Origin of the sequence: Wandonia haliotis, from assembly GCF_039523435.1 — a bacterium.
Lineage (GTDB): Bacteria > Bacteroidota > Bacteroidia > Flavobacteriales_D > Crocinitomicaceae > Wandonia > Wandonia haliotis.
Genome location: NZ_BAAAFH010000003.1, coordinates 414,901 through 436,613 on the forward strand (window position 1 = coordinate 414,901; position 21,713 = coordinate 436,613).

16 protein-coding genes, 1 tRNA gene and 1 pseudogene are annotated in these 21,713 nt (G+C 41.7%); 9 read left to right on the forward strand and 9 right to left on the reverse strand.

What is annotated here, in order from left to right:
• The first annotated feature begins 4 nt into the window (after window positions 1-4).
• The 5 genes from gatA to ABDZ97_RS02385 all read left to right on the forward strand — a co-directional run bounded on the left by gatA (window position 5) and on the right by ABDZ97_RS02385 (window position 5,112).
• Window positions 5-1,414 carry an Asp-tRNA(Asn)/Glu-tRNA(Gln) amidotransferase subunit GatA gene (gene gatA / locus ABDZ97_RS02365; RefSeq protein WP_343784704.1) on the forward strand — a complete coding sequence of 470 codons (1,410 nt, stop codon included), beginning with the start codon at window positions 5-7 and terminating at the stop codon, window positions 1,412-1,414.
• An 8-nt stretch (window positions 1,415-1,422) separates the two neighbouring features.
• Window positions 1,423-2,877, forward strand: coding sequence for a lytic transglycosylase domain-containing protein (locus ABDZ97_RS02370; protein ID WP_343784706.1), 1,455 nt, complete (start codon window positions 1,423-1,425; stop codon window positions 2,875-2,877).
• Window positions 2,878-2,914: 37 nt separating this feature from the next.
• Window positions 2,915-3,973, forward strand: coding sequence for a DUF4837 family protein (locus tag ABDZ97_RS02375; protein WP_343784708.1), 1,059 nt, complete (start codon window positions 2,915-2,917; stop codon window positions 3,971-3,973).
• A 129-nt stretch (window positions 3,974-4,102) separates the two neighbouring features.
• Window positions 4,103-4,297: a hypothetical protein gene (locus ABDZ97_RS02380; protein ID WP_343784710.1), complete on the forward strand. Its 195-nt coding sequence runs from the start codon at window positions 4,103-4,105 to the stop codon at window positions 4,295-4,297.
• A gap of 89 nt (window positions 4,298-4,386) precedes the next feature.
• A complete protein-coding gene (locus ABDZ97_RS02385; RefSeq protein ID WP_343784712.1) occupies window positions 4,387-5,112 on the forward strand; it encodes a lysoplasmalogenase in 726 nt (241 codons plus the stop codon).
• Here the strand turns inward: ABDZ97_RS02385 and mfd are convergent.
• Window positions 5,109-8,465, reverse strand: coding sequence for a transcription-repair coupling factor (gene mfd, locus ABDZ97_RS02390; protein WP_343784714.1), 3,357 nt, complete (start codon window positions 8,463-8,465; stop codon window positions 5,109-5,111). The two genes, ABDZ97_RS02385 and mfd, sit on opposite strands and share 4 nt — an antisense overlap.
• Window positions 8,466-8,525: 60 nt before the next feature.
• A complete protein-coding gene (gene fbp / locus ABDZ97_RS02395) occupies window positions 8,526-9,551 on the reverse strand; it encodes a class 1 fructose-bisphosphatase (protein ID WP_343784717.1) in 1,026 nt (341 codons plus the stop codon).
• Between the two features lie 103 nt (window positions 9,552-9,654).
• Here fbp and ABDZ97_RS02400 point away from each other — a divergent pair, with 103 nt between their 5' ends.
• The gene (locus ABDZ97_RS02400; protein ID WP_343784720.1) at window positions 9,655-9,888 is read left to right on the forward strand and encodes a hypothetical protein; all 234 of its coding nucleotides are present in this window, start codon (window positions 9,655-9,657) and stop codon (window positions 9,886-9,888) included.
• On the opposite strand, the gene ABDZ97_RS02405 is transcribed toward ABDZ97_RS02400, so the two are convergent.
• From ABDZ97_RS02405 to ABDZ97_RS02435, 7 genes are all read right to left on the reverse strand, one after another.
• Window positions 9,889-11,697, reverse strand: coding sequence for a hypothetical protein (locus ABDZ97_RS02405; RefSeq protein ID WP_343784722.1), 1,809 nt, complete (start codon window positions 11,695-11,697; stop codon window positions 9,889-9,891).
• A gap of 62 nt (window positions 11,698-11,759) precedes the next feature.
• On the reverse strand, window positions 11,760-12,416 hold the full coding sequence (locus tag ABDZ97_RS02410; RefSeq protein WP_343784724.1) for a CoA transferase subunit B: 657 nt from the start codon (window positions 12,414-12,416) through the stop codon (window positions 11,760-11,762).
• A 69-nt stretch (window positions 12,417-12,485) separates the two neighbouring features.
• Window positions 12,486-14,339, reverse strand: a complete 1,854-nt coding sequence (locus ABDZ97_RS02415; protein WP_343784726.1) for a hypothetical protein — start codon at window positions 14,337-14,339, stop codon at window positions 12,486-12,488.
• 3 nt (window positions 14,340-14,342) lie between these two features.
• Window positions 14,343-16,118, reverse strand: a complete 1,776-nt coding sequence (locus ABDZ97_RS02420) for an ArnT family glycosyltransferase (protein WP_343784728.1) — start codon at window positions 16,116-16,118, stop codon at window positions 14,343-14,345.
• 11 nt (window positions 16,119-16,129) lie between these two features.
• A complete protein-coding gene (locus ABDZ97_RS02425; protein ID WP_343784730.1) occupies window positions 16,130-16,825 on the reverse strand; it encodes a CoA transferase subunit A in 696 nt (231 codons plus the stop codon).
• Between the two features lie 11 nt (window positions 16,826-16,836).
• The gene (locus ABDZ97_RS02430; RefSeq protein WP_343784732.1) at window positions 16,837-19,164 is read right to left on the reverse strand and encodes a transglycosylase domain-containing protein; all 2,328 of its coding nucleotides are present in this window, start codon (window positions 19,162-19,164) and stop codon (window positions 16,837-16,839) included.
• 93 nt (window positions 19,165-19,257) lie between these two features.
• Entirely contained in the window at window positions 19,258-19,737 is a 480-nt protein-coding gene (locus ABDZ97_RS02435; protein WP_343784734.1) for an Lrp/AsnC family transcriptional regulator, read from the reverse strand.
• A 111-nt stretch (window positions 19,738-19,848) separates the two neighbouring features.
• Here ABDZ97_RS02435 and ABDZ97_RS02440 point away from each other — a divergent pair, with 111 nt between their 5' ends.
• The 3 genes and pseudogenes from ABDZ97_RS02440 to ABDZ97_RS02450 all read left to right on the forward strand — a co-directional run.
• Window positions 19,849-21,090, forward strand: coding sequence for a cystathionine gamma-synthase family protein (locus tag ABDZ97_RS02440; protein ID WP_343784736.1), 1,242 nt, complete (start codon window positions 19,849-19,851; stop codon window positions 21,088-21,090).
• A 66-nt stretch (window positions 21,091-21,156) separates the two neighbouring features.
• A tRNA-Ala gene (locus ABDZ97_RS02445) sits at window positions 21,157-21,233 on the forward strand.
• 174 nt (window positions 21,234-21,407) lie between these two features.
• Window positions 21,408-21,572: pseudogene (locus ABDZ97_RS02450) on the forward strand (IS110 family transposase); the annotation flags it as partial.
• Between the last annotated feature and the right edge of the window lie 141 nt (window positions 21,573-21,713).

Below are 21,713 nucleotides of genomic sequence, written 5' to 3' on the forward strand. Positions count from 1 at the left end.
ATTCATGTATAATAATTTTGCTGAAGTAAAACAGGCGATCGCTTCGGGTAGTTCGGTATTGGATATAGTCAATACATACCTGAGTGAGATTGAACGCCGGAAAGAACTGAATGCTTTTTTAGAAGTTTTTGAGGACACGGTCCGCGAACAGGCGAAACGAGTTGATGAGAAAATAAAATCGGGAACTCAGGGACGTCTTGCGGGGATGGTAATTGGTCTGAAGGATAACATCTGTTTCAAAGGGCATAAAGTTTCTGCTTCATCAAAAATATTAGAAGGGTTTGAATCACTTTATAGTGCTACGGTAGTTGAACGGCTGCTGATGGAAGATGCGGTAATAATCGGACGACTCAATTGTGATGAGTTTGCAATGGGAAGTTCCAACGAGAATTCTGCATTTGGACCGGTGAAAAACGTAGTGAATACTTCCTGTGTTCCCGGAGGATCTTCAGGAGGATCTGCTGTTGCAGTAGCTGCCGGACTTTGCACGGTTGCTTTAGGGAGTGATACCGGAGGGTCAATTCGCCAACCGGCATCGTTTACCGGAACAATCGGTGTAAAACCGACTTATGGACGTGTAAGCCGTTACGGTCTGATAGCGTATGCTTCTTCATTTGATCAGATCGGACCCTTTACAAATTCGGTTGAAGACGCAGCACTGGTATTAGAAATAATTGCCGGAAAAGATGAGTATGATACGACCGCTTCATCCCGACCGGTTGGAGAGTATACTCTTTCTGACACACCTTCTTCCAGAAAAATTGCAGTCATTCGCGAAGCAGCGAATCACGAAGGAGTAAATGAAGAAGTACGGGCAAAATTTGAGCAACTGATCCAACAATTGACAGATGCAGGTCATCAGGTAGAGGAAGTCAGCTTTCCATACATGGATCAGATGGTACCAACGTATTATGTACTGACAACAGCAGAAGCTTCTTCCAATTTGTCGCGTTTTGACGGAGTACATTACGGACATCGCAGCCAGGTTGCCGAAGGAGTAGAACAAACGTATACAAAATCCAGAACAGAAGGTTTTGGACCGGAAGTAAAACGAAGAATTATGGCGGGTACTTTTGTGCTTTCACACGGGTACTATGACGCATATTATACAAAAGCACAAAAAGTAAGAAGAGTTTTGCGGGATAAAACAGATGAAATTTTCGCTGATTTTGATTTTGTCCTTCTTCCTACAACACCAGATTCAGCTTTTGAGTTGAATGCAGTGAGTGATCCGATTCAAATGTATTTGCAGGATATTTTTACTGTTCACGCCAATCATACGGGAAACCCTGCAATTTCTCTTCCTTTGGGTAAAAAATCGGACGGAATGCCTTTTGGTATCCAGCTTATGGCTAATCATTTCGAAGAAAAGTCACTGTTAGAGTTCAGTGATTATCTGATGAAAATGAATTAGTTTTGAGCATGAGGAATTGCCTGATAATAGCATTGATTTTATTTAGTTTTTCTGGCGTATTTAGCCAGGAAAATAACACAGGACCTTCTGTTGAGAATGAAGACACGCTGGTTTTTGAGCGTTTCATGGAAACAATGGAGGAAAGCTTACGTCTTTATCGTGAAGAGTGGACCGTGGATGAAGATTATGATTCAATAACCCGGGCGTTAGGATACGAAGAAGATCATGTACCGGTATTTAGTGACTCTGTAATTTGTCAGCGACTTATTGATCTGGACAAAACATCTCCATATCCGTTTGATTGTGATCCTTCGGTGTTGAAAAATATTCAGTTCTTTAACGAGAAAAGAAGAAGCTTTATCAAAGTTACATTAGGGCGATCGCGGTTGTATTTTGATATGTTCGAAGCAACACTGGATAAATATAACCTGCCTTTGGAGTTGAAATATCTTGCCGTTATAGAAAGTGGGCTTCGTCCTCAGGTGCGTTCGCGTGCCGGGGCAATGGGACTTTGGCAGTTTATGTATGCCACCGGAAAAATGTACGGATTAACTCAGAATTCGTATGTAGACGAACGAATGGATCCGGTAAAGGCAACGGATGCAGCCTGCAGGTATCTGAAACGGCTGTATGAAATGTATGAAGACTGGAATATGGCACTTGCGGCCTATAATGCAGGTCCGGGAAATGTAAACAAAGCTATCCGGCGTTCGGGAGGTAAAATGACGTACTGGGAAATACGCCCTTTTTTACCAAAAGAAACACAGGGGTATGTTCCTAATTTTATTACTGTGGCGTACATGATGACCAATCATACGCTGCACAATCTGATTCCTGCTCCTGCTCCTGCACTTGCTCATGAAATTGACACCGTTTGTTTAAAACAGGGTATACGTATGCGTACGCTGGAAACGGTATTGGATTGGCCGTCTGATAATATTCACTTACTGAATCCGATCTATAAACACGATGTAATTCCTGATACGGATCCGAAACAATGTATTTCTATTCCTCTTGAGAAAGTAGGACTATTTATTGAGTTGGAGGATAGTTTATATCGAACAGACAGCTTGTTTTTCCACAAACCACTTCCGGGTCAGGAAGGTACGGAAGAACGTACAATTACTACTTCTTATCACAAGGTGAGAAGTGGAGAGACCCTGGGGGCAATAGCCAGAAAGTACGGAACAACAGTAAATGACCTGATGAATTGGAATAACCTGAAATCAACCCACTTGAAAATCGGTCAGACGTTACGTGTTGAAAAGGACAGTAGTTCCGGCTCTTCTAATGTTTCCGGGAATACCAGTTCGGGACCGGCAAAATACCATACTATCAGATCGGGAGAAAACTTCTGGAGCATCGCCCAAAAATATGGCACGACTGTTGATGCAATACAGAGATTAAATCCCGGTGTAAGGTCATCTAACCTGAAGATCGGGCAGAGAATACGTATTCAATAAGTAAGACGGCTACTGTTGTCTTGAAATGATGATGCACATGAAAAGAATTACAATTTTTATTGCGCTGGCTTTTTTGTTATTTGCCTGTGATGACTTTACCAAAGGAAAAAAAGGAGGTGCGCTTGCAACCGGAAAACCAGGAGAGGTTTTAGTAGTATGTACGGATGATCTTTGGAACAGTGGGGAAATTGACTCGCTGATTTACGCGCTTGCTAAAGAAGAGGAACCTTATTATCCTTTGGAATACGCATTCAAATTTTATCAGAAGAATGCCGGAGGATTTAATCATATTCACAAAAAAGTACGAAACATTCTGATCATCCAGCAACAGAATAACGCGCAGTTTTCTCCTGCTAAAGTGGAATTTGTAAGAGATAAATGGGTAAAAGGGCAATTGGTGACCGAAGTGACATTTAAAGAGAAGGCAGATTTGCTTCAGGTGGCTAAATACGATGCCGAAAAAATCGCCCATCGCTTTGAGGAAAGTGAAATAGACCGTATCGTTGAAGCAAACCGGTTGGCAAAAATGAAACCGTTGGCGAAAAAGATTTATGAGAAGTATGGTGTGTATCTTGATTTTCCGTCCGGATCAGAAGTCAAATCGGATAAAGATATTTTTTTGCGGATAGATATCCCGGAGCGGTCAAGAGAAATGAAACTGGACGGAGGTCCTGCGTATGAAACACAGCGCGCTAATTTCATCCTTTCATCATGGTTGATGTGGCAGGTTGACTATACAAAAAAAGAACAACTGGAACCGAAGAATTTATTGCACACACAGGATAGTATTTTAAAGATTTACGCACCACATCACAAAGAGGGTGCTTACATGGCAACAGAATATGACAGCCTTGTATATCCGGTTTCTCAGGTGTTTGAATACAATGATCTGTATACTGTTGAAATAAAGGGACAGTACCGTATGAACGGAAGAGATGATGTATTTATGGGAGGGCCATTTGTAAGCTACTCTTTTGTTCACCCCAAAACCAACAAGTTGATTACAATGTTTGGAATGGTACACGGCCCAAGTGAACCGCTAATTAATTATATACGGGAGCATAAGGGGCTATTCCGCACATTACATCTGGAATAAATTTTTCATAGAAATACTGTGCCTTCTGGCTTTCAACCGGTTTGCGTTTCTAAAGTAGAATTTAACAAATGAGAGTATACTAAAAGAGCAAAATTTTAGTTATATTTAGAGAAACAAAAACCAGAAGTTATGTTAGAATTGTGCAAGGAAATTTTAGCAAAGGTTAGTTTTGATCGTTACCTTTTCCAAAAGGAGTTAAAGAAAGCGATAAAGTGGATTAAAAACCCATCGGAACTGAACCAATTGAAAGCCTGGTGCATTCGGGAGTTCGGAGAAAGATATCCGACAATTATTGAAAGAACATTTAGCACGGCGATGGCCTAAAATGAAAATTGAGAAGAGAAAGCGGGTATTTTACCCGCTTTTTTTGTACGAAAAAAGGTAGATTAGATACGTCGTAATTGAATTAGTGGATGGAAACAAAAAAGTGGATGAAGGGACTTCCGGTAATTTTGTTCATCATTACAGGAGTTGAAATTTGGGCAGATCTTACTGATAAAATTGGATTAGTTTATCTGACCAAACCAATGTTGTTGTTACTGCTTGTTAGTACTGTGATTCTGTATCGAAAAGCGTTTGTGTCGAAGGCTGCATTTACCTTTTTATTAGCGGCACTTACTTTGTCACTGGGAGGAGACATTTTTCTTATGATTCGTGAAACAGACTTGTTCGTTCCCGGATTAGCCAGTTTCCTATTGGCGCATGTGTCGTATTGTTTTCTCTTTTGGAAAGATATCCGGCGTAATAGTGAGGGAAAAAGGGATGTTTATACGTGGCAATACATCATTGTATTTCTCTTATTGTCATTTCTCGTGATTCTCCTTGGTGTTCTTCTTCCTCATATTGCGGCAAACAGCGAAACAAAGCCATTGGTTATTCCTGTAACGATTTATGCGATCGTGATTACAACCATGGGGATTTTTGCTCTGTTGCGGAGAGGAATCAATGTCCGGTCTTTTAGATTGGGTTTGATAGGAGCTCTTTTTTTTATCGTTAGCGATACGGTGCTTGCTCTCTCCCTTTTTATGGACATAATTCCTTATTCGACCCTTTGGATTATGAGTACCTATGTGCTGGCGCAGTACCTGATAACACGTAGTGCCCTGATTAATACTACAATTCCGGCTACAAGTAATTAATCTCTGATTTGAAGAATACTTTGCAGGTTCTCAATAGCTTCCTGCATGGTAGTTACGGAGTTATATACCAGACGAAGTTTATTGTTCTTTTCGCTCATATTAACCCCGGTTGGTCCACTTTGTATGTATTTTAAAACCTGTGTAAAGCGTGGGGACTGGTAATAAGGAGAATCCTGATTCGTAACAAAGTAACCAATCATTTTCCCGGCTTTAAATACAAGTTTTTCAAAGCCGATTTCCCGGGCAATCCAACGTAATTCCATAGAAAGGAACAGATCTTCCACCTGGTAAGGAACCTGACCAAAACGATCGATCAGATTCTTTCTGAACTCTACCAGAGCTGTTTTGTCCGAAAGATTATCCAGTTCCTGATACAGGCTCAATCGTTCTGCTACATTGTTAACATAATCATCGGGAATTCGAACTTCGAGATCCGTTTCGAGAATGCAGTCGGCCGTATAATAATCCTGCCCCGGCATTTTATCATATTGGGTATCTTTGAACAACTCTTTAAACTCATTCTCACGCAGTTCTTCGATTGCTTCATTCAGGATTTTCTGATACATCTCAAAACCAATGTCGGCAATGAATCCGCTTTGTTCGGCACCGAGCATATTTCCTGCACCCCGGATATCCAAATCTTTCATAGCAATATTAAACCCGGATCCCAGGTCGCTGAACTGTACCAGGGCTTCCAAACGCTTACGGGCTTCTGTTGTAAGATTATGAGCTCTCGGAGCAATGAGATAACAGAAACCTTTCTTATTAGAACGACCTACACGTCCGCGTAACTGGTGCAGATCACTCAGTCCGAAGTTCTGGGCATCATTAATGATAATCGTATTGGCATTAGAAATGTCAATCCCCGATTCGATAATCGTGGTGGCAAGAAGAACATCGTATTCGCCTTCAATAAAGCCCATCATGATCTTTTCGAGCTGCTTTCCGTCCATTTGTCCATGTCCTATCGCAACCCGGGTTCCCGGAACAAGTCGCTGAATCATCCCGGATACCTCCATAATGTTTTGAAGGCGATTGTGTACAAAATAGACCTGTCCGCCTCTGGAAATTTCATACGATATGGCATCGCGTATGGCTTCTTCGTCAAAAGCGATATGCTGAGTGAGTACCGGCTGACGGTTTGGGGGAGGTGTATTGATAATACTGAGGTCACGGGCTCCCATTAATGAAAATTGCAAGGTTCTGGGGATAGGAGTGGCGGTTAATGTCAGGGTATCAACCGTCTCTTTCATCAGTTTCAACTTATCTTTTACCGCTACCCCGAACTTCTGCTCTTCATCAATAATCATTAATCCGAGATCTTTGAACTTGACATTTTTTCCGACAATTTTATGCGTTCCGATCAGAATGTCAATTTCTCCAGCTGCCAGTTTTTTCAGCGTCTCAGTTACTTGTTTTGCTGTTTTAAAACGGTTGATATAATCAACAGTGCAGGGAAAGTCTTTCAGACGTTCTTTAAACGTACGGTAGTGCTGTAGTGAGAGAATAGTTGTGGGTACAAGTACGGCAACTTGCTTACTATCCGTTACCGCTTTGAAGGCTGCACGAATAGCAACTTCCGTTTTACCGAACCCTACATCCCCACATACCAGTCTGTCCATGGGGGTGGCAGATTCCATGTCTTCTTTGATGGCTACCGTCGTTTTTAACTGATCGGGAGTGTCCTCGTACATGAAAGAAGCTTCCAGCTCATTCTGTAAATACGTATCGGGAGAAAAAGCAAAACCGGGTTGGCTTTTCCGTTTTGCATATAACTGGATGAGATCAAAGGCAATTTCTTTGATCTTTTTCTTGGTCTTGTTTTTCAGATTAGACCAGGCTTGTGTGCCCAGTTTATTCATTTTCGGAACAGTTCCCTCTTTTCCGGTAAACTTGGAAATTCTGTGCAGCGAGTGGATAGAGACGTACAATACGTCGTTATCTTTATAAATTAACCGAATGGCTTCCTGCGGTTTTCCGTTAACATCTATCATTTCCAGTCCGGAAAACTGCCCGACTCCATGATCAATGTGTGTTACATAATCTCCTTTCTGAAGATTATAAATTTCTTTCAGAGTGAGAGCCTGCTTTGCCTGTCTGAAACCTTCCTTGAGTTTAAAGCGGTGATAACGTTCAAAAATCTGGTGATCGGTATAGCACACCAGTTTCAATTGTTCGGAGATGAATCCTTCATGAATCGCGATGGGCATAGGAGAAAATTCTACTTCAGCACCTATGTCCTCAAAGATATCGTAAAGCCGCTCAATCTGCTTGGGCTGATTTGAAAAGATCAGGTTGTCCATGCCCATTTTCCGACGGGCAATCAGATCGTCGCGCAACATTTCAAAATTCTTATTGAATGCCGGCTGACCTTTGAAATCAAACTGGACCCGTAAATCTGATTGAAACGTATTTTCGTTTCCAAATTCGATAACTGTGAAATCGGAAATTTCTTTTTTCCAATCGGATTTATGGTAATACAATTCACTGGGAATCCGATGTTTTACAGGGCTATCACCGAGTTGATCGTATATTTTTACTGCTTTTTCATAATCCTGATCCAAACGACCCTCCATCAAATCGTATGATTTTAGCCAGATTGTTGATTGGTTACCTGCAAACTGTAGAAAAGAAGCATTGATTTCCTGCACGATCTTTCCCTGTACGTTAGGAACGATAGAGAAAAATTCATGTGATTTGAAACTCAACTGGTTTACGGGATCAAAATTCCGGATGGAGTCCACTTCATCCCCGAAAAACTCGATCCGGAAGGGGTTGTCGTTAGAATACGAAAAAACATCCAGAATTCCCCCGCGTATTGAAAACTGTCCCGGTTCGTATACGAAATCGACGCGTTCAAAACCATATTCCATCAATACCTCATTCAGAAAATCCAGACCGTATTCCCTTCCTTTTTCAATCCGAAAGGTATTTTTAGTCAGGTTCTGTTTGGTGGGTACTTTTTCAAATAAAGCTTTGGGGTAGGTAACAACCCATGTATTATTAGTTGAGTTGATTCTGTCCAACGCTTCGGCTCTTGCTACTACATTTGCATTGTCTGTTGCTTCAACTTCATAAGGAGTGCGATAAGAAGCGGGGTAAAAAAGTATATGCTTTTCTTCGGGGAGTAAGCTTTCCAGATCATTAAAAAAATACGCGGCGGCTTCTTTGTCTTCCAGTATGAAGATATGGTTTCCCGGAACCTGACGGGCGAGTGCTGTTGCGCATAAGGCACCGGAAGCTCCTACAAGCCCGTTCCACTTTATTTTTGCCCCTGCAAATTGAAGTTGCTGGGCTGTTTCATCTATCTGGGGTAGCGTATTGAAACGCTTTAAAAGATCCGGTATTTGCATTTTAAAACGTTGCCCTTTTTCCATGTGATGAAATCGGGACAGAAAATCTGAGTAAAACTATTATGCGTCAATTTTTTTGTTTGCGTATTCTTCGATCAGTCCCATAACCTGCTCTACCATTTTCTTCGATCCGATAAATAGGGGAGTACGTTGATGCAGACGTTCCGGTTGAATATCCAGAATGCGTTTACGGCCTGTAGTCGCCAGACCACCTGCCTGTTCTGCTATAAAAGCAAGTGGATTACATTCGTAAATCAAACGGAGTTTTCCTTCCGGATTTAATGTCGTATCGGGATAAATGTAAATACCTCCTTTAATCAGACTGCGATGAAAGTCAGCAACCAATGAACCGATGTAACGACCCGAATACGGACGTCCTGTCGGAGGATCAACCTGTTGACAAAAGTTGATGTATTGTCGTATTCCTTCTTCACAGATCAGCAGGTTACCTTCATTCATGGAATAAAGGCGACTTGTTTCCGGCATTTTCATATCAGGGTGTGAAAGGCAGAATTCCCCGATTGAAGGATCCAGCGTAAAACCATTTACACCACATCCGGTTGAATAGACCAACATAGTGGAAGAACCGTACAGTACATAGCCGGAAGCTACTTGTTCCGTTCCTTTTTGAAGCATATCTTCAAGTGTTGCCAATTCCCCGGCGGGTGATGTTCTTCTGTATATGGAGAAAATGGTTCCGATAGATACGTTCACATCAATATTGGATGAACCATCCAGAGGATCAAAAAGAACGACGTATTTACCATTTCTGGAAATCTCGTTATCAAACGCAACAAAATCATCATTTTCTTCTGAGGCAATACCACAGATTTCTCCTCCGGTTTTAAACGCCTGAATAAAACGTTCGTCAGCGATTACGTCCAGTTTTTGTTGTTGTTCTCCCTGAACATTTACATTGCCCTGAGCTCCAAGTATATCAACTAATCCGGCGCGGTTTACTTCACGGTTTACGATCTTTGCAGCAAGAGAAATATCGTTTAAAATTCGTGATAATTCGCCCGTTGCAAAAGGAAATTCAGCTTGTCTTTCGAGGATAAATTCATGTAAAGTGGTAACTCCCTGCATCTTGAAAATGATTTGTTTTTGCAAATATCGTGAAAAGAACGGAGAAAATTAATTGTTCCCGCAATTGAAGACCTTGAAAGGGAAAATTAAGTAACTTTACACTATGAAAAAGTTAGGACTTTTTTTACTGGTAACCGTTGTGATTTTGAACAACACGGCATGGGGACAGTGTGCTATGTGTAAAGCAACTGCCGAAGCGGGACAAAATAATGAGATCGAGTTTGGTCGCAACATCAATATTGGAATTATCCTGTTGATGATTGTTCCTTACGTGATTTTGTTTCTCTTGTTCAGAAAACAGATTGTTCGTGTTTTTAAATCACTTACGAACAAATAATCAGTACCGTTTCTGAAGAATAGAACGGGATACGGTTGTTCTGATGTCTTGTGCTTCGACTCCGTTAGGGTTGTAGATAAAAAGCTCGTATTTCCCGGTATAGGTTTCGTCCAGATAGAGTTCCCACTGATTACTCTCTCCAATTTCTAACGTAATTGTTTCTCCTGTGTCGTTTTGTTTTAACAGGGCAATAAAGTCAGGGACAGGATTTGTCTCAGTGTCAATTGTAATGCGAATTCGGGTATACTGGTCATCTGCTTTCTCTTTTTCTTCAAATTCAAAGAGTGTTTTGTAAAGATCTGTTGAGGAAATGGTCGTAGTTATTGAATCCGTATATTTTTTAATTTCTTGTGGGGCCGATAAGGGCTGCAGATCATAACGAAGTACTTTTACCTCATACGGTGGTTGACCGGAGACAATATATTGCCCCATCGGTGTGATGGATTTTAATTCTGTAAATCGTGTAAAAAGATCCTTTTTCAGACCCATTTCACGATCTCCGAAGTGACTTTCCCAGATGATCAGTTCCCCACCTTTCAGTCGCTGCAGTTCTTCTTCAAAAAAGTGAAAGGGACGTTGCTGAAAACGGCCTTCCGTATTCTTAAGATTCGAATGAACGGAATAAGCCACCAACGGATGGTAATAGAAAACGTTTGGAGTATTGTGTTGTTCAGCATATTCTTTAGCCCATTTTCCGGTTTCCATTACCGCCAGTTCATTTGGAGAAGCTTTTTTGGGCAGGGGTAATTTGTCTATTTGAAAGACACTCCATCCGATACATACAAGGGAGAAAACCTGGCTGAGGACAATCCGTTGCGAAAACACATAATTGATGACTACAATTCCTGCTACCAGCATTCCGGGTAGCCCCTGAGTCGCCAGACGACTGAGACCGGCCGCTCCACTATTTCCTGTTGCCCATAAATAGGAATGAGTAAGGAGAATACCGGCATAAATAATAAAGAGATAGAGTGAAATTTCTTTTGACGGTTTCGGAAAATTCTTTTTGAGGAAAGACACAAGTAATCCGACAATCAGAAAGAAAAGGACTACTGCTCCCAATGGTCCCAGGTGGGAATTCCGGTTCGTGTAATAATGGAGCCAATCTCCTCGTCCGTAAATACTTTCTGCTCCCTGGTAGGGGTTTTGTGTGAAATACCACCAAAAATCGTTGAGTACGAGTCCTCCGATCAGGGAATAAAGCAGAAATCCTGAAAAGAGCAATGGGATGATTTTGAACTGTTTGTAATACAGAAGTGCGATTATGCCGAGTAAAACGAGAAACTGACCTTCGCTTCTGCTAAAAGGAGTCAGCGACAACAACAGAGCAAAGTACATGAACTTTTTTCGGACCAGAAGTAAGGCACTTAACAGAACCAGTAATCCAAAAAGCGGCTCGGTCATTCCTCCCAGTACATTGGTAGTATAATCGGGAACAGTAAGCAATACAAAAGGAAAGATACAGCTGAGAATCGGACGAACGTTTAAGATCGTAAACAGACGAAAAGCAGTCAGACAAGTCGCTGCAAACACCAGAATATTAAAATAGATATAAGTGGTAAATCCAAAATAAGAAAAAGGAGATGAAAGCAGGGTGAAAAGCGGCTTCCCCCAGTGATTCAATAAATTAACAGGTTCTGTAAATACCTGTTGAGCAATAAAGTAATGAGCCAGACCATCTCCGACATCAACGGGAACTTCGTTCAAATGATGCATGAACAGGAGAAAAAGACAGGAGAGTCCGGTAATGAACAAGAAATAAACCCGTGTACTGTATACAGAAAAGAATTTGGCAACAAGTTTATCCATGAATTGTCAGTCAATACCGTAAGAACGTCATTTTATGCCTGAAAGTATAGATGGGCGGGGAATTATAATTGCATTTCAGGCACATTGTCCGGAACGATCAGATCCCCTTCCGTTTTAGCAATGATTTCCTCCACGCTAACTCCCGGCGCTCTTTCAATCAGATGAAATGCATTATCTTTTATCTCAAGGACAGCCAGGTCGGTCACTACTTTTTTGACACAACCTACTCCCGTTAAGGGAAGCGTACAGGATTTCAGAATTTTTGATTCTCCGGCTTTGTTTGTGTGCATCATGGCAACAATAATGTTCTCAGCGGAAGCAACAAGGTCCATTGCTCCTCCCATACCCTTGACCATTTTACCCGGTATTTTCCAGTTGGCAATATCACCGTTTTGTGCTACTTCCATAGCTCCGAGTACCGTTAATTGAACGTGCTGTCCGCGAATCATAGCAAAAGAAGTGGCTGAGTCAAAGAAAACAGCTCCTTTGCGTGCTGTAATCGTTTCTTTACCCGCATTGATCAAATCCGCATCTTCTTCACCTTCTACAGGGTAGGGCCCCATCCCAAGAATTCCGTTTTCAGATTGAAATTCAACTTCAATTCCTTCGGGAATATAGTTGGCTACCAAAGTAGGAATTCCAATTCCTAAATTAACATACCAACCGTCTCTTAACTCCTGAGCAATGCGTTGCGCTATTTGATTTTTGTCTAATGCCATATCTAACTTCTTTTCGCTTTACAAATTAAGCAAATTTTGTTGGTTTCAGATGGAAAAACCGTTTTGTTTTTATTCCGCTTCAAGTACAAAAATTTCCACTTTTCCGCTGTGTACAAGAAATTCCTTTTTCTTCTGATTCCAGAGGTACAGAACGAGGTAATCCGTTTCTTCGTCTATCCGGGGAATAACAAAAGACTGGGAGAAGGCTCCATCACTGTCTTTCCATTCTTTTTTTAGCCAGTCTAATCGCAGTGGTTCCTGTATAACCTCACTCTGATCCGGTCGTTTTTGAGAAACAGTCAGCGACATATAGGAAGGTGCTGCCTTTACGTCCAAAACACTTTGAACTCCGATATATAAGGGCTTTCCTCTCAGCGAATCAGGAATTGGAAACTGGATAAATTCGAAGAACTCGTTGTCGTTGTGTACCCAGTTGGTGATGCCTGTGGTGTCTGTAATTTTTTCTTTGCGCAATGTTTGTGTTCTTTCGTACAGATTCAGATTGTTTATAGGAGTTGCATTGACTTTCTTATACGAGTTGAGAAATCCGGGAGGTAATTCCCTTTTTTGATCCACAATCTGAAAATCGCAGAGGGTATCGATGTGGTTGCTGTATAATAATCTTCCCTGTTTTCCTCCCTGCTGATGATTCATATAAAACCAACACAGTTCCTGAGTAACATAGCCTCCCACAGTTAAGGGATACTCGGATGTGTTTTCCTGACTAGAAATATAATCGAAGAAATCCTGAGGTGCACGTTCTTCCATAGAAAAGGAAGCCGTGTAAAGATTAACAGAAAAGAGGAAATGAACGGGAACATAGAGAGGAAGGCAGACGATGAGTATCCGGAGTGTTTTGGGTAATGCAGCGGAACTGAGACCAATGGTGAAAATAAGGGATGCTATAAAATAAGGGTAGAGATACATAGCGGCTCTGTCCTCCGGAAAGTTGACATCCAGTATATAGCGTGTACCGAAAATAGCAAAAATAGATCCGATCAATAGGTATACCCAGATAAATTGAGGTAATGTGATCAACTCTGGCAGTGTATACTTCTGTTTCCACCAGTCAAAAAGAAACACAAAAGCAATGACGAGAGTGAGCAGAATGAGTACTCCTGCTATTGCAGTCGAGTAGTAACCGAAGAACAATTCACTGAGCGTATTTCCCGTATAATCCCAAAAGCCTGATTTTCCACCGTAATATAACGCTCCCCTGTTCTTTAATTCAAAAGCAAAGTTAACGAGAGGAGAAAAGAGAGCAATTGTAACCAAAACAAGAACAAAATGCCCCAGTTTTATCTGGATAACAGCTTTTAAACGAACAATAACAATCAATATCGGAATCAGAATGAGTACAGAAGAATAAATCAGCGTGAGGTTCGCAGCTGTTGCAAGGAAAAAAGCAAATAGTGTTGTGGCAAGCCATAGTGCAGTCTGTCGCTTGATATAGTTGCGTAAAGCATAGATCCCGAAAAGTAAAAAAGCCATTGACATCCCATAGCCTCTTACTTCTCCAAAATATTCAAACATGTAGTGTGCCATGATAAGCGAGAGGAATAGCGACCACTTACCTATTCGAAACTGCACCGGAATTTCCGAAGCAATTTTCCAGGATGACCACACATAAAGCGGGTAGGAAAGAACATTAGGTAATCGGAGCGCCCAGGTTTCACTGCCAAATACAAGATAACTCCAGTGACTCAGGAGTGAATTGAGAATATGGTTATTGGCATCCCAATGTGCTTCGGGAGGGAAAAAAACACCGGTCTGGATATAGTAAAAGAAGGTCGCTACTTCATCGTGAAGAATCGGGGTGTATATCGAACGGAGTATAAGATAAATGAAAAGAACAATACCAATGAATGCGGCAATTCGGGACTCGGTAGAGAATGTAGTACTTTTGGGATGAGTAGTATTCATAATTTACAGTTGGTATAGGGTGTACGAAATTTTAATAGGATCGTGTTGCTGTAGTTTCGGATTGTATAAATACAGTCTCACTTCATCTGTGTTTTCGGGAATCAGAGGAATTGGAACAGAGAAGGAAAACGGTGTTCCGTCAGCCCAGTGTCTTGAGAAATGATTCATTGTGAAATAGCGGGTTTCAATTGCTCCTCCTTCCTGATCGAAGAAGCTGACTACCCAGGTCAAATCCGCTATTTTTTGAGGGAATTTGGAGGCTGTTTCTACAAGCAAGCAATAGTCCTTCTTTAAATCATACTCTTTACTGAACAGACTGCCGATACCCATAAATTCATAATTACCGGGTTGGAAAGTGTAAGTAAATGACTGAATTTTAGCGGCTGTTCGCATTTTTTTAGCTTGATACAGATTTACTCCCTGTTCATCCGAAACGACAAGTTGATATTCCTTTAGTTCGTTTTGGTATTTTTTCTGATCCTTCTGTGTAAGTAAAAGATAATCTGTTGCAGCAAAATGTTCCCTCTGAATGTGATACGTTGTAGGAACTCCTTTACCGAAGATGGTGTGTTCAGCATAGAAAATACGATCCAGATAATCTGACCCTCCAACACTTTTCATGGGGTTTTTGTCTGCGGACAGGATTTGATAGATTTCTTTTTGTACAGCGTGTTCAGCCCAATAATTAACGTATTTGCTATTGATGAAACAGAGGGTGAATACAGTCAGAGGGATGGGAATAAATGTACTAATGCGGGCAGATCCATTTTCCTGGTTGCTCATAAAGAGAAAGTTACCGATCAGCAATAAAAAAAAGTACAGAGCAGTTCTGGATAGAGGTCCCTCTCCCTCCAGTAAATAAATGGAAAGAACCGTTCCTGTTACGGAACCCAATAGTATTGCCGGAAATACAATTTCATGTCGGGTCAGACTAGCCACTCCAAATTTTAAGAGGAAAATGATCAGGCTAACTAAAGCGATCAGGATGAGTACGAAAATAAGATAGGCTAACCATTTATTTTTCGACTGGTACAATAGCTCATTAAGTGAAACAAGATTGGTAATCGGAAACCCGTGTTTACTGCCGAAATACAGTAGTCCGCTTTTTTTCATATCTGCAATGTGCAGAACGAAAAGGAATAGCGTGGTAACAGAAGAGACTGAAAATCCGATTTTGTTGCGTATGCTGAATTCTTTCTCCCGCAACAGGATAAGTGCACAGATCAGTAAAAGCATACTGAAGGCAAAAAGTAAACTCAATTGTGACCAAAGTCCGGCTATGGTGATCAGAAGAACTAACCAGGGAGTTAATGGGTTTCGTTGCTTTTGAAAATCAAATACAAGACTAATGGCATAGAGTAGAAATGCATACGACATCCCGTACCCTCTGGAAAGTGAGAAAAACTCAAGAATGGGATAAATGGTTGTTAGCGAAACAAGTACAATCCAGAAGCTTGTCGGAGATTTTTTGTGCTGAGCGAGTTTATAGGCCGCGAAGAAATAAAGCCCGAAAAACAATAGATTCGGTATACGCAGTGCAAACGTTGAATGTCCGAATGCGGAAGCGGAGAGATACGACAGAACAGAATTCAGTAAATGATTATTGGCATCCGCCTGTGCTGCCGGAGCCAGAAAATTTCCAGGTTCGACATACAGAAAATAGGTGAATGCTTCATCCGGTATGAGCGGAACAGTAATTGCCCTGATTACTAAAAAAGAAAACAGTAGCCCGAAATAGGAAGCTACTGCCCACTTTTGTTTTTTATCCGGAATAAACATCCTGTTCGGGATTATAATTTACGAACAGTGCGTCGTTCTATGCGTTTTTCAAATGTGTCGCCCTGGAAGATGCGTTGTACAAAAATTCCAGGTGTATGGATTTCATTAGGATCTAATTCGCCTGCCGGAACAAGTTCTTCCACTTCTGCAATGGTAATCGTTCCTGCCATGGCCATCATCGGATTGAAATTCCGGGCAGTTCCTTTATAGATGAGGTTTCCTTCTGTATCTCCTTTCCACGCTTTAACAATACTGAAATCAGCTGTTAACGCTGTTTCTAGTATGTGAGGTTTTCCGTTAAATTCACGCACCTCTTTTCCTTCGGCAACTTCAGTACCATATCCGGCCGGAGTAAAAAAAGCGGGGATTCCGGCTCCTCCTGCACGGCATCGTTCTGCGAGAGATCCCTGAGGGATGAGGTCAACTTCCAATTCTCCGGAAAGCATCTGACGTTCAAACTCATCATTTTCTCCGACATACGAAGAAATCATTTTTCGGATCTGTCGATTTTGTAAAAGAAGCCCTAAACCAAAGTCATCCACTCCGGCATTGTTGGAAATACAGGTAAGTCCTTTACATCCCATTTTTACCAGTTGAGCAATTGAATTTTCAGGAATTCCGCACAATCCGAATCCACCTACCATGAGGGTCATATTGTCTTCAATGCCTGCAAGTGCTTTTTCTACGTTCTCAACAACTTTGTTCATCTTTTCTTACTTTAAAATCCAAAATCAATAATAGATCCGCCATCTCCGCTTTCTCCGGAACAATTCATAATCGACCGGTCATAGCCATCTGGCATTTCAAAATCTGCAGTTGATAGTTTTATCTTCTTATCTGCATAAATCGCTTTCATATAATGTCCGAAAATCGGTAGTGCCATTCTAGCTCCCTGTCCCCAGGCCATAGAGCGAAAACGCACGGCTCTGTCTTCGGCACCAACCCAAACTCCTGTGACAAGATCAGGGGTTAATCCCATATACCAACCGTCCGAGTTATTTTGCGTGGTACCTGTTTTTCCTGCCATAGGAGCAGTGATTCCTCCCCATGGACGCCATGCTGCACGAAGACTACCTCCTGTTCCTCCGTCAACCACTCCTTTCATCATAGCAATGGTTGTATAGGCAAGGTGTTCGTTCATCGATTCACGGGACTGTGGTTGACCTTCATAAATTACTTTTCCGTTGCGGTCTTCTATCCGCATGATAACAAGAGGCTTGTTGTAAATTCCTTTGTTGGCTATGGCCGCCTGAGCCCCTACCATTTCATAAAGAGAAAGGTCCATGATACCCAGACACATTGCAGGAACAACGTCCTCTTCCCGTAGTTCAATTCCCAAATCACGCATCAACTCAGCTACAGCCTGTGGTCCCTGAGTAGCCCCCATTTCAGACATGATTTTTACCGTAATATTGTTTTGTGAATTGGCTAATGCACGTTTAACGGTTACTAAATCTCCTGTTACTTTTGTTCCGGGGTTCGGACACCAGGATTTCATTTTAGTGGGAGATTCGGGAACGTCCATGCAATAAGCAATGTCCGCGTATTTTGTACAGGGTGTAGTCACACCAAAGCGAATTCCGGCACTGTAAACGAAAGGTTTTATGGTCGAACCAACCTGTCTTTTCCCAAGCTTTACCTGATCGTATGCAAAGTGGTCGAAATTAATTCCACCTACCCACGCTTTTATGAATCCTGTCTGGGGTTCGATCGACAATAATCCGGCACGAAGGAAACTTTTGTAGTAACGGATGGAATCCCGGGGCGTCATAACCGTGTCTATTTCTCCTTTCCAGGAGAATATGCTCATTTCTGCCGGGGTATCAAATTGCTTTAGAATTTCTTTCTCCGAAAGTCCTGCGTCTTTGGCATTTCGATAGCGGTCCGAGCGTTTGATGGCACTGTTCATGATCGCATTGATCTGTTCCTCTTTAATGGTATTGGCAAAAGGGAAGTTCTTTGTGCTGGCATTATTTTTATCAAACTCCGGTTGAAGTGTTTCTTTCAGGTGTTTTTCCATTGCATCTTCGGCATGTTGTTGCATGCGAAGGTTGATGGTTGTATAGATACGGAGACCGTCCTCATAAATGTCATACGGCTTACCTTTACTGTTGGTATACTTATACGATCCGTCTTCGTTTTTCTCCGATAACAGATGTTGTACATCGCGACGTAAAACTTCCCGGAAATAGGGAGCAGGTCCACGTTTGTGATCGGCTTTCTGGTAATCAAGTTCGATAGGTAGTTCGCGGATGGAGTCGTACATGGCACGCGTAAGTTTTACGGTTACTCCTTCGCTGTCACTGTTTTTTAACCACTGACTCAATACGACATTACGACGCTCAAGTGCCATTTCGGGACGTTTGATCGGGCTGTATAGTCCCGGGTTTTTGCACATTCCAACCAAAAGAGCTGCTTCCTGGATGGAAAGCTGATCCGGTGTCTTGTTGAAATAGACCCGGGATGCAGATGAAATTCCGATGGCATTGAAAAGAAAATCAAACTGGTTGAGATACATGGTGATGATCTCTTCTTTGGTATAGGCTCTTTCCAGTCGTGTTGCCAGAATGTTCTCACCGAGTTTCTGGCGTAATCGTTCCCAGGTTGATTTAGCCGGATCGGTAAAAAGTATTTTAGCCAACTGTTGCGAAATGGTACTGGCTCCACCTTTGTTTTGTCCCAAAGCAGCAGCCGACACAGCTCTTCCCAGTGCCTTGGCATCAATGCCGGGATGACTGTAATACCTTTCGTCTTCCGTTGCAATCAGAGCGGAAAATACGTTTTGGGAAATTTGATTGTAATCTACATTTTTTCGGTTTAGACGCCAGTACCTTCCCAGTTCTTCTCCGTTGTCCGAATACACGATAGAAGCCTGAAGATCGGGCGGGTTTTCGAGCGTTTCATAGTCAGGGAGGTTCGCTTTTGACTGCTCCAACATGAAATAAAGCGCTAAAAAAGGGCTTAATGCTCCTAACCAAAGAAGGATAAGAATGGTTCGTTTCGTTTTCTTTGAAAATTCCTTTTTTTCCTTTTTCTGCTTTGCCATGTCACTCTATTGATGTGGTAAAAATACAAATATTAACGATTTTCAAGGAGAACCGGTTACAAAGCTTTTCACAAAAAACGCTAAAAAGAGAAATCAGTAAATACTACCCTGATCTTTGATGAGTTTCAGAACGAAGTTGCTATGTAGTTTTGAAATGTGATCAATCTTGGAAAGTTTGGAAACAATAAACTCACGATAATCCTCTATATCGCGGACGGCGATTTGCAGAAGGTAGTCAAAATCTCCTGAAATGTGGGCGCAAAGCTGTACTTCCGGAAAAGCAGTAACGGAACACTCAAAGTCGTCCAGAAACTCCTGTGTGTGCACTTTTAGAGAGACCTGTGTAAATACAGTGAGTTTCTTCCCCAGAAGGGCAAGATCAATCTCGGCATGATATCCTTTGATAAAACCATTGTTTTCCAGTTTTCGGATACGTTCGTAGGTGGGAGTATAGGTCAGGTTGAGTTCCTGCGCCACTTCTTTGGTGCTCAATTTCCCATTTTTACGGAGCAACTGGAGAATTTTCAGGTCCAGTTCGTCCGTGCGGAAAGATATTTCATCTTTTTTTTGCATTCGAATTCATTTTTTCAGGTGAATTGTCAGAAATAGTAATCAAATATAGATAGTATATCTAAATAAATGAAACTTATTGGATAGATCATTTGTATTTAGGAAATTTGTAAGATGAAGAAGATGAAACCGGAAAGTTTGATGATGTCTCACGGGTATAAACCGGAGTTATCAGAAGGAGCGATTAAGTGCCCGATTTTTCAAACATCTACGTTTGTATTTAAATCGGCAGAAGAAGGAAAAGCATTTTTTGAATTGGCGTACGGCCTTCGGGAAAAAGACCAGGATGAGGAATTGGGGTTGATTTATTCCCGGATTAATAATCCGGATCTGGAGATTCTGGAAAACCGCCTTTGTCTTTGGGATGAGGCAGATGATTGTGCTGTTTTTGAAAGCGGAATGGCCGCTATTTCTACAGCCATGTTGTCTTTTTTAGATCCGGGAGATCTGATTTTATTCTCGAACCCGGTGTACGGAGGGACGGATCATTTTATTCGTCACGTACTGCCTCGTTTTTGTGTGGATGTACTGGCATTCAACCCTACGGACAGCAAAGAAGAGATTATTCGGATGGTGGAAGCATCCGGAAAGGCGGATAAGTTGAAAATGATGTACCTGGAAACGCCGGCCAATCCGAATAACCAGTTGACGGATATCGGAATGTGTCGCGAGATCGCGGATCATTTCTCGACGGAAGAGAAGCGAGTTATTCTGGCGTGTGATAATACATATATGGGACCGGTTTGGCAGCATCCGATTAAGCACGGAGCAGATTTGGTTTTGTATTCCGCGACAAAATATATCGGGGGACACAGTGACCTGATTGCCGGAGCTTGTCTGGGTTCGGCAAACTATATGGCAAAGGTGAAAGAATACCGTACTTTCCTCGGAAATATGGCGGCACCTCATACGGGATGGCTTTTAATGCGAAGTCTTGAGACGCTGAAAGTACGTATGGACGAGCAGGCAAGAAATGCATTTCATGTAGCTGCTTTTCTGAAAGATCATCCGATGGTCGAAAAGATTTACTTCCTGGGGTATCCGGAAAATGATCGTCAGAAAGCAATTGTCGAGAAGCAATGTCTTTCGTATGGAGCGATGATTTCTTTTGACATCAAAGGCGGAGAAAAAGAAGCTTTCCGCTTTTTGAACGGATTGCGCTTGATAAAACTTGCCGTGAGTTTGGGAAGTACAGAATCATTGGCAGAACATCCTGCGACTATGACACATATTGGTGTGGATCCGGAGGATAAGAAGCGTTTTAATATTTCGGACAAACTGGTACGTCTTTCAATCGGTGTGGAAAACTACGAGGATCTGATCGCAGATATTTCGCAGGCACTGGACAAGGTGTAGAAAAAAGAGTGGATCCGATTCGTTATTGGAACTTTTTAGATATTTTAGCCTCGTAATTGAGGCACTGGGGATGTAGCTCAGTTGGCTAGAGCGCTTGACTGGCAGTCAAGAGGTCGTCGGTTCGAGCCCGATCTTCTCCACCAAAGCGGACAAAGAGTTAAAACACTTGCTTTGTCCGCTTTTTTGTTTTTTTAAACCCTTGGTATAGTTGAGAATGGGCGCGAATACTTCATCTAATTCAGTGGTTCGATTTTTTCTCCTCTTGACTTATCAACTTTTGTTTCTCGACCATTCTCTAATTCTGTGCCAAGAAGTAGTTTGTCGCTTGTAAAACCAACAAAGCTTGTCGAGAATTGTACCAAAGGATAATTGCGAGAGGAAAATCGAAAAAGCTAGCATTAATAGCTGTGGCCAATAAATGAATCAAACAAGTCTTCGCTATTGCAAAATCAGGATTGGTTTACGACGAAAATTACCGAAGTGTAAATCCCGTATTGTTTTCAACAATAGTTGAATTTTTTCTTGGATTTTACCACGGTTCATTGTTATCCTCTTTTTTCTATCTCCACGAAACAACTCGATAATCCGAGTAATTTTCATCCATATCTTTCATTCTATTTTCT